16 protein-coding genes are annotated in these 14,864 nt (G+C 67.9%); all 16 read left to right on the top strand.

The genetic code is table 11. The annotated features are described in order from the left end of the window. Window positions 1-31: 31 nt before the first annotated feature. The 16 genes from FM104_RS00410 (at window position 32) to FM104_RS00335 (ending at window position 14,706) form a co-directional block, all read left to right on the top strand. A complete protein-coding gene (locus FM104_RS00410) occupies window positions 32-616 on the top strand; it encodes a DUF2637 domain-containing protein (RefSeq protein ID WP_218778533.1) in 585 nt (194 codons plus the stop codon). Then, the gene (locus FM104_RS00405) at window positions 613-1,059 is read left to right on the top strand and encodes a hypothetical protein (RefSeq protein WP_087129476.1); all 447 of its coding nucleotides are present in this window, start codon (window positions 613-615) and stop codon (window positions 1,057-1,059) included. Before FM104_RS00410 ends, FM104_RS00405 begins: the two co-directional genes overlap by 4 nt. An 82-nt stretch (window positions 1,060-1,141) precedes the next feature. Continuing rightward, on the top strand, window positions 1,142-2,008 hold the full coding sequence (locus FM104_RS00400) for a hypothetical protein (protein ID WP_087129475.1): 867 nt from the start codon (window positions 1,142-1,144) through the stop codon (window positions 2,006-2,008). Window positions 2,009-2,046: 38 nt separating this feature from the next. After that, window positions 2,047-3,087, top strand: a complete 1,041-nt coding sequence (locus FM104_RS00395; RefSeq protein WP_256971436.1) for a ParB N-terminal domain-containing protein — start codon at window positions 2,047-2,049, stop codon at window positions 3,085-3,087. Window positions 3,088-3,161: 74 nt separating this feature from the next. Next, window positions 3,162-3,851, top strand: a complete 690-nt coding sequence (locus FM104_RS00390) for a hypothetical protein (RefSeq protein ID WP_087129473.1) — start codon at window positions 3,162-3,164, stop codon at window positions 3,849-3,851. 15 nt (window positions 3,852-3,866) lie between these two features. Next, window positions 3,867-5,039 (top strand): M23 family metallopeptidase, encoded by a 1,173-nt coding sequence (locus FM104_RS00385; protein WP_087129472.1) that lies wholly within the window; start codon window positions 3,867-3,869, stop codon window positions 5,037-5,039. Beyond that, window positions 5,039-5,305: a DUF6112 family protein gene (locus tag FM104_RS00380; protein ID WP_087129471.1), complete on the top strand. Its 267-nt coding sequence runs from the start codon at window positions 5,039-5,041 to the stop codon at window positions 5,303-5,305. Before FM104_RS00385 ends, FM104_RS00380 begins: the two co-directional genes overlap by 1 nt. A gap of 77 nt (window positions 5,306-5,382) precedes the next feature. Continuing rightward, a complete protein-coding gene (locus FM104_RS00375; protein WP_022883069.1) occupies window positions 5,383-5,652 on the top strand; it encodes a DUF6112 family protein in 270 nt (89 codons plus the stop codon). A gap of 37 nt (window positions 5,653-5,689) precedes the next feature. After that, entirely contained in the window at window positions 5,690-7,078 is a 1,389-nt protein-coding gene (locus tag FM104_RS00370) for a conjugal transfer protein TrbL (RefSeq protein ID WP_087129470.1), read from the top strand. 4 nt (window positions 7,079-7,082) lie between these two features. Next, complete coding sequence (locus tag FM104_RS00365; RefSeq protein WP_087129469.1) at window positions 7,083-8,543, top strand: SCO6880 family protein; 1,461 nt, start codon at window positions 7,083-7,085, stop codon at window positions 8,541-8,543. A gap of 52 nt (window positions 8,544-8,595) precedes the next feature. After that, on the top strand, window positions 8,596-9,741 hold the full coding sequence (locus FM104_RS16400) for a hypothetical protein (protein ID WP_179206614.1): 1,146 nt from the start codon (window positions 8,596-8,598) through the stop codon (window positions 9,739-9,741). Next, window positions 9,738-11,285, top strand: coding sequence for a VirB4 family type IV secretion system protein (locus FM104_RS00355; protein WP_087129468.1), 1,548 nt, complete (start codon window positions 9,738-9,740; stop codon window positions 11,283-11,285). Before FM104_RS16400 ends, FM104_RS00355 begins: the two co-directional genes overlap by 4 nt. Beyond that, entirely contained in the window at window positions 11,285-11,824 is a 540-nt protein-coding gene (locus tag FM104_RS00350; protein ID WP_179206613.1) for a hypothetical protein, read from the top strand. Before FM104_RS00355 ends, FM104_RS00350 begins: the two co-directional genes overlap by 1 nt. Continuing rightward, window positions 11,821-13,596 carry a type IV secretory system conjugative DNA transfer family protein gene (locus FM104_RS00345; protein ID WP_087129467.1) on the top strand — a complete coding sequence of 592 codons (1,776 nt, stop codon included), beginning with the start codon at window positions 11,821-11,823 and terminating at the stop codon, window positions 13,594-13,596. Before FM104_RS00350 ends, FM104_RS00345 begins: the two co-directional genes overlap by 4 nt. 73 nt (window positions 13,597-13,669) lie before the next feature. Next, window positions 13,670-14,119, top strand: a complete 450-nt coding sequence (locus FM104_RS00340) for a single-stranded DNA-binding protein (protein WP_087129466.1) — start codon at window positions 13,670-13,672, stop codon at window positions 14,117-14,119. An 11-nt stretch (window positions 14,120-14,130) separates the two neighbouring features. Further along, on the top strand, window positions 14,131-14,706 hold the full coding sequence (locus FM104_RS00335) for a hypothetical protein (RefSeq protein WP_143738218.1): 576 nt from the start codon (window positions 14,131-14,133) through the stop codon (window positions 14,704-14,706). Window positions 14,707-14,864: the final 158 nt, after the last annotated feature.

Raw genomic sequence — 14,864 nt, 5'->3', positions numbered from 1 at the left:
GGTGCAGCGCCGCAGAGGCGGTCGGATCGCGGTGGCGACGGCGGTGGCCGGAACGGTGTTCATCGCTGCCGGCGCGTTCTGGCTCTCGTTCACGGCGCTGGCCGACCTTGCCCGCCGATCCGGCGTGGATGCTGGGCAGGCGTGGGCGTGGCCGTTGATCGTGGATGGCATCATCGTCGTCGCGACTGTCGCCGTCGTGGCTCTTGCTGGGCAACCCTCTGCGTGGTATCCGTGGGTGCTACTGGCGGCTGGGGCGGTGGTATCGGTGACGGCGAACGCGATCCACGCCGTCGTCGCCGCGGACGCCGATGTGCCAGCGGTGCTGGCGGCGTCGGTGGCGGCAGTGCCGCCGCTGGTGCTGTTGGCGATCACGCACCTCACGGTCATCCTCACCCGGCCCCTCCCGACACCCATCCCCGAGCGGCCATCCGAGCGGAACGCGGAGCCGGCAGTCGCTCCGGTGCCCACTGGTCGTGAGGTAGCGGTGCTGCTGCGGGAGGAAGAGGGGTGGTCGAACAAGCAGATCGCCCGCCACCTCGGGGTGCATCCATCCACGGTGGGCCGTTGGTTCGCTCGTCCCATCCTGACCGGCCTTGACGCGGAGGAGACGCCATGAACGACGAACAGCACACCATCCGGCTCCGGGAGCACCCCGCATCCCGCCCTGAGAAGTCCGAGGCACCCGACGAGGCTCGCCGGGCCGGTGACGGGGAGGCGTCCGAGCTTGCCCGCCACGGCGACCCGTCACTGTCGAAGAAGACGACCGACCCGGCGAGGGCGGGGATGCGACGGCCGGGGGCGGAGTGGGTGCGACCCACCGACCTGCTGGCCTCGCGGATGGGACGCGTTGCCGGGCGCGGCATCGACTTCCAGTCAGAGCTCGCTCGCCGCGCGCGACGTGTACCCGGCCAGGCGTATCAAGGCACCCGCACGGCCGCGCGTTCGGGGGGTCGCGTGATGAGCGAGCGGGCACGGAAGCTGCCGCCGGTGTCGGCGTTCGGGCGCGGCACCAGGGAACAGTTCTCGTGGGTATCGCGGTCCGGGATCGGGTTGGGGTGAGGTAGCCATGCGCGTCGCTCATCCACTGGCAAGCACTGTGTCTGGGGAACGTGTGCGCACCTGCTGTTCAGGAGGTGCCGAAATGACACAGTCAAGCTCCCGCGAGCAGCGGGATCGTTTCGAGGACTCGGAGGCGCTGCGCAGCCTCCTCACCAGGCTGCATGAGGCCGGCCGAGGTGCGTGGCGGGACGACCCGGAGGCGGCCGCGCTGATGCGGCACGCGGCCGAGAAGTACGCCGCGCTCGCACGCAAGCACGGGCTGGACCCTTGGGAAGCCGCGTCGGCGGCATTCGAGGCGATGCGCGGTGCCGCCACGCGTCGCGCCGACGACCCCTGGGCCGTTGTTACTCGTGCGGTACAGGTGACGTGCATCGGCGAGGAGCGCGGCAACGGGCTGCTGTGCTCGGTGCACCAGGCCCGCCGCCCGAGGTATTCGGTGTTCCATGACGCGGAGCGGTTCAGTGACCGGGAGAACCCGCTGCCCGACTATCATCCCGCTTTCCGCATCGACCCCTTCGCGGACGACCAGTCTGATGCCCCCGGCGAGGATGACGAGTTGTTGCTGGAGCGGACGATGAATGTCGCCTCGGCTGTGGAGGACACGATCGCGTTTTTCTGCCTGCTCGGCTGGGCACCCGACATCGCGAGGGGCACGGTGGAGTACGTCACCGGCAGGCTCACCGAATCGGTGTCGCGGGCGTCGGCGTTCGAGACGCTGCGCCGTGACCGTCAGGCCCGCGCCCTCCTCGACCTGCCGAGCACGTCCTGGACGACGATGTTGCGGGTCGTGCTCGGTAATCCCGACCCTGCGCTCGCACATACCAATGTCGGTCGCGGACTGCTCGTGCGGCTCCTGATCGGCGAACCGTTGCGCGCGCTGCTGCGCGATGACGACCTCGTGCTCACTGCGGGCCTGGCCGCGCCCGATGTCAGGGGTGATCGCCTGTGAGTACCCCGCCGGCTGGGCACATCGAGCTGGAGCGTGCGGTGGACTCCATCGGTGTCGGCCTCCGGCACCGGCAGGACTACGGCGACCTGGCCCCGCTGGTCGAGTCAATCCGCCGCAACGGACTGCTGCAACCGATCACGATCACCCTCGATGGTCACCTGATCTGCGGAGCGCGCCGCCTGGCAGCGATCAAACTGCTTGGCTGGAAGAGCGTCAATGTGTGGGTGCGTTCAGGTGTTTCGGACCGGCTCGGGCAGCTCTTGGCCGAGCAGGACGAAAACCTGCTGCACAAGCCCCTGACGCAGCTCGAAGCAGCGGCCCTCTACCGCGAACTCAAGGTCCTGTTCGCCGAGGACGCCTTACGCCGCCAGGAGGCGTCCCGGTTCCACGCCGCCGGTGAGGGCGAAGGAGACGGTGGTGGCAATTTTCCACCGCCGCAGTTCGAGCACGGTAAAGCCCGCTCGCAAGCGGCAATCATGGTCACGGGCCGCGACGCGCACAAGACCTTGGAGCGCATCGGTCGCCTCGAAGACCTCGCCGCTGACGAGTCCCAGCCCGGAACGGTGCGGCAGCGCGCGGTGGAGGAAGTCGAGCGGATCAAGGCCGGCGGGAAGGTCCACCCCTCACACCTGCGCATCAACGCCGAACTGTCCCTGGCCGAACTCGACCAGATCGCCGCTGACCCGACCCAGGCCGCAGAGCTGCGCGAGCAAGCCCGTGCCGAGGCCGCCGAGGTGCGGGAAGCCGAGCGTGAAGCGCGGGCGGCGGAGCTGGATGAGTTGGCGCAGGCAGCCCTCGCCAGAGTCAAGGCCGCGAAGAAGACCGGCCGGAAGCCCAAGCGCCCGGTACTAGCGGCCGTGGAGCCGGGCGAGCCGGTGCCGTTCCCGCTGACCGTGTTCGTCGCGATCTGGGACGACCTCGCTGAGTGGTGGCTGCACCACGACCCAGAACAGGTCGGCCCCGCACTCACCGACGAGCAATGGGCAAGATTCGAGCAGACCATCGCGGGCACGCTCGCGTTCGCCGAAGCGGCCCGCAACACCCGCGCCGGGTGCGAACGGGGCGAGTGCATCGCCTGACCTCCTCGTGCCTGGGCGGGGGTGCGCACCTTCCTGGCGACCACCTTTCTGCCTGTTCCTGGGAGGACCCGCGCATGGACCCCGCCACCACTGATGATCGTCGTCGCCGCCGTCTGCTGATCGCCACTATCGCCGGCGGCCTCGTCCTACTCCTGCTGGTGGGCGTCGGCATTTATGGTCTGCTGCGCGGACCTGCACCACAAACCGACACCACTCCCACCGATCCGTCACCTGCCGCCACCAGCCCACTCACCAATGCCCGCCGCGACGGGCCGGCTTCGGTGCCGCGCGGTGGCGGCCCGGAAGCGTTCGCCCGTGCGGTCGCCGAGGCGCTGTTCACATGGGACACCGCCACCGGATACGCACCGTCCGAGTATGCGCAGGTGCTCGCGGATGTGGCTGCAGGGGAAGAAGCTGAGGCGCTGGCAGGTGACGTGCGCTCCTACCTCCCGGCTGCGCAGGCGTGGGCACAGCTGCGTCAGTATCAGACCCGCCAGTGGCTCACCATCGACGCCGCTGTCATCCCCGAATCGTGGGAGACCGCGGTGTCGCAGGCGGCGCCAGGCCAGATTCCCGAAGGAGCCGTCGCGTACACCATCTCGGGCACCCGGCATCGCGACGGCACCTGGGACACCGAACCGGTCGAGGCGTCGCGTCCGGTCGCGTTCACGGTGTTCATCGTCTGCACCCCGCCCGTGCCGGTCCGGGGTGCCGGGCTGTGCGAGTTGTTGCGGCTCTCTCAGCTCGACAACCCGCTGCACTGAACGGGGTGAGCCGTCATGATGAAGAAGCTCGCCGCCCTCGCGGTCGCCCTGCTGTTCCTGGCCCCCTCCACCGTGCTGATCGGCGTGGCGACCCTGGCGAACACATCGGCGATCGCCGCGTGCGCACCGGGCTCGCTGATCGTCGGACCGATCCCGGACTCCTTGACTGCGACCACCCGTAACGGGGAAACGATCACGTTGAACCGGCAGCAGCTCACGCACGCCGCCACGATCATCACCACAGGCTCGCAGACAGCCAGTGTCGGACGGCCCGGTGTGGTCATCGCGCTCATGGCCGCGCTCACCGAATCCACTCTGCGGATGCTCGCCAACACCGGCACTTACCCTGAATCGGGGAACTACCCCAATGATGGCAACGGGTCGGATCATGACTCGCTGGGCTTGTTTCAGATGCGCCCTCAGTCCGGGTGGGGCACCGTGTCCGAACTGATGGACCCGCACTATCAGGCCAGGGCGTTCTACGGCGGATCGACCGGACCGAACTACCCCTCGCCACGGGGTTTGCTGGACATTCCCGACTGGCAGCAACTCGATCCCGGCGAGGCCGCGCAAGCGGTGGAGGTATCGGGGTACCCGGACAGGTATCAGAACTATCAGCCCGTCGCCGAAGCGATCCTCGCGGCCCTCACCCGCCCGCCAAACACTGGCGGAGGTGGAGGCGGGACACCGGTGGTGCCGGAGACCACCCGCATCGTGTTCCCCCTCCCCGAAGGGACGTGGGTGGACACCGACAGCTTCGGGTGGCGTACCGACCCGTTCACTGGGGAGCGCGCCTTCCACTCCGGCTCCGACCTCGCCGCCGCGGACGGCACCGCGATCCTTGCCGTCGCGGACGGGGTGGTCGTGCACGCCGGGTACAGCGGCGGCTTCGGCGGGCTCATCATCATCGAGCACACCGTCCGGGGCGAGCGGGTCGCGTCGTACTACGCACACATGTGGGAGACCGGCATCCACGTCACCGAAGGCATGTCGGTCACCGCGGGCCAGCACATCGGAGATGTCGGCTCCTCCGGCCGCTCCACTGGCCCACACCTGCACTTGGAAATCCACCCCGGCGGGCAAGGACAACCCGCCGTCGATGGCACCGCCTGGCTCGCCGACCATGGCGCCGAAGGCCTCAGCGGCGGCGGTACTGCCCCCGCGACCTGTACCGCGGGAGGTGCGTGATGGATGTGTTCCCAGACTTCGGCGGCGTCGGCGGTGCCTCCGACTTGCGCGCGATCGTCGGTGCGTTGCTGATGTTCGTCCTCGTCATCGCCGTGCTCATGCTCATCGTCTGCGCCATCGTGTGGGCTATCGCCTCCTCCAACGGCAACCACCAGGCAGCCACCAAAGCCCGCACCGGCCTCTGGGTCTCCCTCGGCGCCGCAGCGTTGGCCGGCGCGGGAGTCGCCTGGGTCAACTTCCTCCTCGACATCGGCACCGGCCTCTAGCCAGGTCGCGCCCGCGAGGGGCGAGGTGTGCACCTGACAGCCGAGAACCCATCTCGACTCGTCAAGGGAGCAGCACTGTGATCGACATCGACCCCAACTCGTCCGGCCTTCCCGGTATCGAGCAACTGCGCATCATCGTCGGCGCCGTCATGACCGTCGGCCTCATCCTCAGCGTCCTTGCGCTCATCATCAGCGCGATCGTGTGGGGTTTCGGCGCGAACAGCTCCAACCCGCACCTCGCAAGCCGAGGCAAAGTCGGCGTCCTCGTCTCCTGCGGGGCAGCGATCATCTGCGGCGCAGCGGTGACGCTCATCAACTTCTTCTGGGGCGTCGGGCAGGCCGTCTGATGACCACCCAAACCCAGCCCTCTCCCGGTGGTTCTCGATGAGCGTGTGCGACGTCCCGGTCATCTCCAGCGTCTGCGATGCCGTGGGCGAGGCGACCGCCTCCCTGATCGCAGCCCCGTTCGACTGGCTCGGTCAGGCGATGGCCGGAGCCGCCGCCTGGCTGTTCGAGGCGGTGTGGTCGGTGCTCGACACCACCACCCTCGTCGATGTCACCAGCCCGGAGTACGTCGGCGTTTACAACGTCCTGTTCGGCGTCGCGATCTTCGTGATGCTGGTGTTCTTCTGCCTCCAACTCATCACCGGCCTCATCCACCGCGACCCCACCGCCCTGTCCCGCGCCGCCCTGGGACTTGCCAAGTCCGTGCTGGGATCGTTCCTCGTCATCACGCTCACCGCGCTGCTTTTGGAAATCACTGACCAGCTCGCGGTCGGGATTGTCCAGGCCACCGGAAACACGATGGAAGGAATGGGAACCCAGATCGGGCTCCTCGCCACCGGACTTGCCGGCATCAACATCGCCGCCCCCGGCGTCGGCGCGATCCTGACCATCTTTCTCGCCGGCCTCGCCATCTCCGCGGCCGCGATCGTCTGGTTCTCCCTGCTGATCCGCAAGGCCCTGCTGCTCGTCGCCATTGTCTTTGGACCTATCGCGCTGGCCGGGGCGACGTGGGATGCGACCAAGGGATGGTTCGGCAAGTGGGCGGCGTTCGTGATCGCCCTGATCTTCTCCAAGCTCGTTCTCGTCGTGATCTTCCTCGTCGCGATTGGTCAGGTGAGCGCCCCCATCGAGGCGGACCTCGCCTCCATCAGCGACCCGATCGCGGGCGTGGTGTTGATGTTCATCGCCGCGTTCGCCCCGTACATCACCTACAAGTTCCTGTCATTCGTCGGCTTCGACATGTACCACGCGATGAGCTCGGAGCAGGAGGCGAAGTCGGCGCTGAACCGTCCCGTCCCGGTGCCGTCCGCACCCCAGGGCGACACCGCGAAGAAGGTCCTCGACGGCGGCAGCGACCCCGGAACCAAAACCGGCGGCACTGCGGGCGGCAGTGGCGCGGCGACGCCTGCGGCATCGGCGGGTGCGGGATCGACCGGGACCGCAGGGGGCGCAGCGGCTTCGTCCGGTGGAGCAGGTGCGAGTGCCGGAGCCGGCGCGGGGGCTGGCGCAGCCGCGGGACCTGTTGGTGCGGCTGTGGTCGTCGGCGGTGCGGTGGTCAAGGGTGCCGCGACCGCCGGCCCGAAGGCAGGCGCTGCGATGGGCGGCGCTGCGGAGAGCCACGCCGGAGCCGCCGCCGAACCGTCATCCCCGCCGCCGGTCCCGCCGGCACAGGCTAACCCCGCCGCGACCACCCCGCCGACGTTATCTGCGCCACGCCAGTCGCAGCCCGCGCCGCCGCCATCTTCGAAGCCGTCCGGGAAGGAATGAACCGATGGCCACCACCACGCACACCGACTCTCCGTTGTCGCCGGTGCAGTTCTCCCGCCTCACCAAGCGGGGAATCATGCTCGGCCTGTCCCTGCCGCAACTGATCGCCCTCGGTATCGCGATCCTCACCGTGGTCGCCTCCCTCTACACCACAGGCGGCATGGGTCTGGCCTGGACCTCCCCGGTCTGGGCCGGCGCTGCCCTCCTCGCCGTAATCCCGGCAGGGGGTAGGAAGCTCATCGAGTGGGTACCGATCCTCACCCGCTGGGCCGGCCGCACCTACCTCGGGCAGCTCATCTACCGCCGCCGGGTCGTCAAGCCTCGCCCCGCCGGAACCCTCGCCCTGCCGGGTGATTCGGCCCCGTTGCGGGAGTGGGAGGACCCCGAGACCGGGGCTGCGATGATCCATGACCCCCACGCCCAGACGCTCACGGTCATCCTGGGCATCTCGCATCCGGCGTTCGTGCTCCTTGACCCTGGCGAGCAGCAGCGCCGCGTCTCCGGGTGGGGGCGCGTGCTGGCTGCCGCGTGCCGGTCCGGGAGAATCGCCCGCATCCAGGTGTCCGAGCGGACCCTGCCGGATTCGGGTACCGGCCTGGCGGAGTGGTGGCGCACCCACGGCACCGACGACGGCTCCTGGGCCGCGACCACCTACCAAGAGCTGATAGAACGGGCTGGCCCCGCCGGGGAACGCCACGCCACCACCATCAGCCTCACGTTGGACATGAAGGCCGCGACTCGGCAGATCAGAACCAGCGGCGGTGGGATTCGGGGCGCGGCGGCGGTGCTGCGGCAGGAGATGATCACGCTGACCACGGCGCTGCGGGCGGCGGAGTTGACCTCGACCGGGTGGCTCACCCCCGGCGAGGTCGCCGTCATCCTCCGCTCGGCCTACGATCCCGCCGCCGCTCCCGCCCTGGAGCGCCACGGCACCCTCGGGCGAGACCTTGCCACTGCGGGGCCGGTCGCGGTCACCGAGACCTGGGACCGGCTGCACTCCGACAGCGCACATCACGCGGTGCTGTGGATCACCGAGTGGCCCCGCTCCCAGGTCTATCCCGGCTTCCTCGCCCCCTTGGTGCTGTCCAACGGCATCCTCCGCACCCTCGCCCTGCATTACATCCCAGTGCGCGCCGACCAGGCCGCACGAGACTTGCGGAAGAAGAAGACCGAGCTCATCAGTGATGCCACCCAGCGCCGCAAGATCGGGCAAGTCGAGGACGCCTCCTCGTCGGCGGAGTTAGACGACGTGCTGCAGCAGGAGGCCGATCTGACCGCCGGACACGGCGTCCTGCGCGTCTCCGGCCTCGTCTCGATCTCCGCACCGACTGTCGATGAGCTCGACGCCGCCGTCGCTGCGGTCGAGCAAGCCGCGATCCAAGCCTCCTGTGAGACCCGCCGGCTGGTCGGGCAGCAGGCCCAGGCGTTCACTGCCGCCGCGCTGCCGCTGTGCCGACCGGTATAGCCCTTCCCACCTGCCCACTAACCGTCCGTCCCCCTTGTGAGGAGTTCCGATCATGCCGACCTTCGATAATCCCGTAGAGGACGCCACTGAGGCGTCCACCGCGTTGCGTGGCCTCGCCCACGCAACCCGCACGTTCGATGACCCTGCCGAGACCTACCCGGTGCTCGGTGAACTGCTCGCCGGAGTGCGGTCACTCAGGCAGGTACTCGACCAGCTCGCCGCCGCCCACATCGGCGGCCGTTCCCGCGCGCACGATGACGCCGGCAACCAGACTGCCGGCGCAACCGCGGCCCTGGCGGCTGCGGATGAGCTGCACCAGGCGGGCACCCTGCTCGATGCGGTGCATGACCGGGTCGATCAGGCGATGTCACACTCCGGCCGTATCGCCTGGCACCCCGCGCCCGAACCCCTCGATGGTGGTGTGCGCGCCACCGTTCAGGCAGGGACACTCACGCTGACGGTGTGGCCAGATACCCCGCTGGGCGAGCACCAGCGCTACGCCTACAGCATCCACGACACTGCCGCCGGGCAGACGGTCGAGGGGCGGGACTTGTTCACCGGGACCGGCGCGCCCGTCTCACCTGAGCGGGCGCTCCGGGAGCTCGCCGTGTTCCTCTCCGCGGCAGGTGAGGCACGCCAGTACGCGATCGACTATCCCGGCCAACACACCGACAACGAGGGTGCGTTCCCGGATTGGGTGGCCGACGCCGCCCGCCAGGACCCCGGCGCGTTCGCCGCTCTGGTCGATCACGACCCGCAAACATCGGCGGGCGGGCGGCGGTGGATCAGCGTTGTGTTCCTCCAAGGCGAGGACGCCGACCGGGTATTGGATGTCATCGACCGTGACGGGACTGAAACTGCCATCAAGGACCTGGCAGGTTACGACTTCGGGGACGAGACCGTGCAGGCTGCGCTCGAGAACGGGTACGTCTACGACGAACCCCCGTCTGGGCCGCTGGACCGGGTGGCGGTCAAAGACACCTATGCCCTCACTTACAACCCCTTCCTCGGGCATGTCTCCCTGCTCCGTGCACACGACGCGGTACCCGACGAGGGACTCCTCGGTATCGACACCACCGCACTCGCACGGAGCGTCGAGCGGACTGCACCGGCACGCGCGGCCGGTGCAGGGGCGACTGACTGGTTCGCTCGGAGGCCGGGCGCATCCGCGTCGTCGGGGCGGGGGGTGGCGCTGTGACCGGGACAGATGAGGGACGGCTGCACACGGCGGTGTTGGTCGGCCCGGAAGGGGAACACCGCCGGCACCGCAAGGCCCGCCAGAAGGCTGCCACCCGCATTGAGAGTACCGCCCGCGATGCGCGGAAGGCCCAGGCGAAGGCCAGGCGGGATGCGGAGCAGGCCGAGCGCCGGAACACGACCTACCTGCCCTCCGCTGGCGAGTCTGGCCCTGCGGCGTTGCGGACTCCGGGTCGTCTCCGCCTCCCGAAGCACCAGGACACTTCCGCCACGCTGGCGGGGCAATACCCGTTCCTGGCCGAAGGCGGCCTTGGCTCCTCTGGTGTCTTCGTCGGCCAAGACCTCTACTCTGGTGGTTCGTTCGTCTACGACCCGTGGGTGCTCTACCAGCAAGGGCTCATCACCGCCCCGAACGTGGTACTTGCCGGCATCGTCGGCTCCGGGAAATCTTCCCTAGCGAAGTCCCTCTACACACGCTCGCTCCCGTTCGGGCGCCGGGTCTATGTTCCCGGTGACCCGAAAGGAGAGCACACGGCGGTTGCCGAAGCGGTCGGCGGGAAAGCGATCGTCCTCGGCCATGGCCTGTCCAACCGGCTGAACCCCCTCGATGAAGGCCATCGGCCGTCCACCGTGTCGGATGTGGAGTGGGCGATGCAGGTTGCCTCCCGCCGCCGCGACCTGATCGGCGCGCTGGCGGAGACTGTGCTGGATCGGGCGTTGTCGCCGTTGGAGCACACCGCGATCGACCTCGCCCTCCGAGACGCTGTCCGATCGGCGGAGGTGCCGATCCTGCCGATGGTCGTCGACCGCATCCTCGCACCAAACCCGGCCGATGATGAGGACGGTCGTCTCGCCGAAGACGGACGCCTCGTTGGCCACGCCCTCCGTCGCCTCGTCGCCGGGGACCTCCAAGGACTCTTCGACGGACCGTCGACCGTCAGGTTCGATCCATCGTTGCCGATGGTCAGTCTCGACCTATCGAGGGTCGCGGAGAACAGCACCCTGCTTTCAGTGCTGATGACCTGTTCGTCGGCGTGGATGGAATCGGCGCTCTCGGACCCGAACGGCGGACAACGGTGGGTGATCTACGACGAAGCCTGGCGACTCATGGCCTACCCGGCGCTCCTTCGACGGATGGACGCCCAGTGGCGAATGTCGAGGCATTTCGGGATCGCCAACATGCTGATCTTCCACAAACTGAGCGACCTCGACAATGTGGGCGACCAGGGTTCCGCTATGCGCGCACTGGCCTCATCGCTGTTGGCGAATGCGGAGACGAGGATCGTCTACCGGCAGGAAGCCGACCAGCTTGGCTCGACCGCCGCCGCGCTCGGGCTGACCGGCACTGAACAGAAGCTCCTCCCCGGACTCGGGACAGGGCAGGGGCTGTGGCGGATCAAGGACCGATCGTTCGTCGTGCAGCATCAGCTCCACCCGGCCGAGCTCGCCGCGTTCGATACCACCACCCGCATGACAGAGATAGCCCGCAAGATCAGCGATCTCGACGTTCCTTCGGGAATCTCGAACGATCAGGAAGAATCCTGATGACCCGCCCCCGCTACAAGCGCACACCCACCGAGACCGATCAGGCTCCGGTGATGTTACCGTCCGTCGTGATGACCGTCGCCGAAGACGGCACCATGACCGTCACTGTCGACGGTGAGCGCCACCTGCCGGAACCGTTCGCTCCACCGTGGAGACGTGAAGCGTTCGCGGCGATCCTCGACACCCTCACCAGCCAGCGAAGCACTCCAGTCAGGGTCGAGGTCCGCGAAGCGGATGGGACCGTGTTCACCGACATCATCGTTCCCACCCGGAGGCGTCAGCCTGCACCAGAACTGGGCACGTCTTCCGCTGCTGTACCGGCCGTCACAGCTCCGACCGAGTTGCAGGTCGTCCAGGGCGAAGGGTTTGTGCCTGGAGAGGATGTCGCGGTCGCGGTGATCCTCACCCACAGCGATGCCGCCCACAACGGGACCGCCCGTGGTCTCCTCACCCCGAAACAGGTCGCGTCGTCGCCGACTCGTGAGGCGATCTTGTTCGGCCGGATCTCCGGCACGCTCACGGTTGTGCGCTTGCGATGAGTGTGCCGCGATCGTCGGGGTCGTTCGGGGACGAGCTCACCAACATCCTCCTCGGAGGACTGATCGCTGTTGCCGGTCTCGCAGCGCTCCTCCGGGGGGCGGGGTCTGTCACAGCCTGGGTGACCGGAACGGCTCAACCCAAAGCGGGGATCGACGCCGGGGTCGGGATCTTCACCAACCCTGGCGACCCCGCCACCGTTCTCGGTGCGGAAGGACTCAACCCGGTCGCATACTGGGCCACCGCCATCGTTCTCCTCACGCTGCTCGGCATTGTCGGGTGGTGGGTGTGGCGGACCATCCGGGAACACGGACGCCGCACGCGGACGGACCCGTATCGGATCGTTGGAATCGCGACCCGTGGCGACGTCACCGCCGCCGCGTCAGAGAAAGCGCTACTCCGCCGTGCCGGGCATCTGCGCCCCTCGCTCGAGAATCCACGCCCGACCGATGTCGGCTATCAGATCGGCACCTCACGGGGTGCTGGGGTGTGGGCGTCGGTGGAGGACTCGATCCTCCTCATCGGGCCGCCCCGTTCCGGGAAAGGCGCCCACGTCGTGATCAACATGATCCTCGACGCACCCGGCGCCGTCGTCACTACTTCCACTCGCCCAGACAACCTCACCGCAACGTTGCGGGCGCGGGAGAAGGTTGGGCCGGCGGCGGTGTTCGATCCGCAGCATCTCGCCGAAGGCGTCCCCGCCGGGCTTCGCTGGTCACCCATCCGCGGATGCGAAGATCCCCTCACCGCGATGATCCGTGCCACCGGCCTCGCCGCAGGCACCGGCCTGTCTGCAGGCGGGGTTGAAGGGGGCGGGTTCTGGGAAGGGAAAACCCGCACCGCTCTCCAAGCACTCCTACACGCTGCCGCCCTGGACCAACGGACACCCGCTGAGTTGTTCCGGTGGACTCTCGATCCCTCCACCGCCGCGGACGCCGTCGCGATCCTCACTGGACACCCGAGCGCGGCGACGGGGTGGGCAGACTCGTTACAGGCGATGATCGACTCCGATCCGAGAACCCGCGACTCGATCTGGCAAGGCGTTTCCCTTGCCCTCGCGGCACTCGCTGATCCCAGAGTCCTCGACGCCGTATCGCCACGCGAAGGTGAGGACTTCGACCCCGAAGCATTCCTCCAAGCCAACGGCACCCTCTACCTCCTCGCCACCGGCGCCGGGGCGAACAACTCATCCGCACTCGTCGCGGCCTTCGTGGAAGACCTCGTCGAAACTGCACGACGCATCGCCGCCCGGAGCCCTGGCGCGCGTCTCGATCCGCCGCTACTTCTCGCCCTCGATGAGGTCGGGAACCTTGCCCCGCTGCCGTCGTTGCCGACCTTGATGGCGGAGGGAGGTGGCACCGGGATCACGGCCATGCCCGTGCTCCAGTCATTGGCGCAAGCGCGGGAGAAGTGGTCCGAGAACGCGGCCGGTGCGATCTGGGATGCGTCCATCGTGAAGATCATCCTTGGCGGAGCGTCGAACTCGAAAGACCTCCACGACCTCACCACCCTCATCGGTGAACGCGACGAACTCACCGACTCCACCACCATTGGCGACCACGGCTCCCGATCCGCGCAACGCTCCATCCGCCGGGTCCCGATCATGCCACCCGACACGATCCGCACCTTCCCCTTCGGGACCGCCCTCGTACTCCTGCGGTCCGCACCACCGATTGTGACTCGGATGCGCACGTGGACGGGTCGGCCAGATGCCGCCCAGCTCAAAGCGGACCGGACCGGGATCGAGAAGCTCCTGGAACAGCGCCCGTTGTAGGAACCTGGGGTGCACCTGTCTGGCAGAGCGGTTCCGGCCTGGGACTGCCACTGATGTCAGAAAGGACAGTCCGATGGCTATCCACACTCAAGAGTCCGTGTCCGGTTTCATCGCGTCGACCCCGCAGTTGACGTTCTCCGAACGTGGTGGAGCTCGCTTCTACGCGAAGATCGGGCAGGAGCATTACCGCAAGGAAGAGGACGGGTCATTCACCCAGACCGAGACCACCTTCCACGATTTGGTTTCGTTCAGGAAAACTGCCGAGCGTGCCCACGCACGATTCGCGAAGGGCGACAAGTTCGTCGCTGAGGGCTATACCCACGAATACGACCACATCGATGCTGATGGACAGGCCGTTCCGACGGAGGAGTTCATCGCGAAGAAGATCGGTCATGATCTCGCCCGCACGAACTACGAGGTGACCCGTGCCCGACGTTCCCAGCCGGCCGTGACCCAGGACGCTCCGGAACAGGATCAGTCCCGCCGCGCCAACGCGGCCACTTCGTCAGTCCCGACGCTCTGAACAGGCCGATCATGACTGACGACATCCCTGAGATGGATGAACCCGAACCGACCCTCCCGACCTCTGGCACCCAGCCTCGCTACGACGAGGCAGAGCCAGGGCCTCCGCACCCGATCAATTGGAACCTCCTCACCGCGGAAGAAGCCGAAGCCGAATGGCTAGACCTGAATCAGTGGGTGGACTGGCTGCGCACGACCTATGGCCTTGCCTCCACGGTGATCCCGCCGTTCTGGCACCGGCATCCCGAGCTCGTCTGGGAACTGTCCGCCCTGCACCTGCACTGGCTCTCCGCCTACGATGCCGAACAGAACGGATCGGCACCCTCCGGATGGCACCGAGACTTCGCCGACACCCGAGAACGTCTCCGCGACTGGGTGTCCGCCTCCGGCACACGCCTCGACCGCGACCGCCCCACCCGGCAAACCACCTGGCCCGGCGAGAAACCCGGAGAGTCCGTCCAGGACACAATCATCACCAACCGCGAAGAAGACTTCGTCCAGTTCGTGATCGAGGACGTCGCTGCCCGACGCGAGGCCGAGGACGACTTCTACGCCAACCTCGATATCTCAACCGGGGAGGTGTCATGAATCGTCAGCACCGACGACAGCAAAACAGGGCACGGCAACTGCGAGTCGAAGCAGTGCCCAGGCAGTCCCCAGACCTCCACAAGCTCGCGCAGGTTTTCATGGGCATGGCCATCGCCCGAGCCGAACAGGATGGAGGCCGAACGACACCGCGAGCCTCT

The sequence above is a fragment of the Microbacterium esteraromaticum genome, from assembly GCF_900163815.1.
GTDB classification, from domain to species: domain Bacteria; phylum Actinomycetota; class Actinomycetes; order Actinomycetales; family Microbacteriaceae; genus Microbacterium; species Microbacterium esteraromaticum_B.
This window is presented reverse-complemented; position numbering and strand designations above follow the sequence as displayed.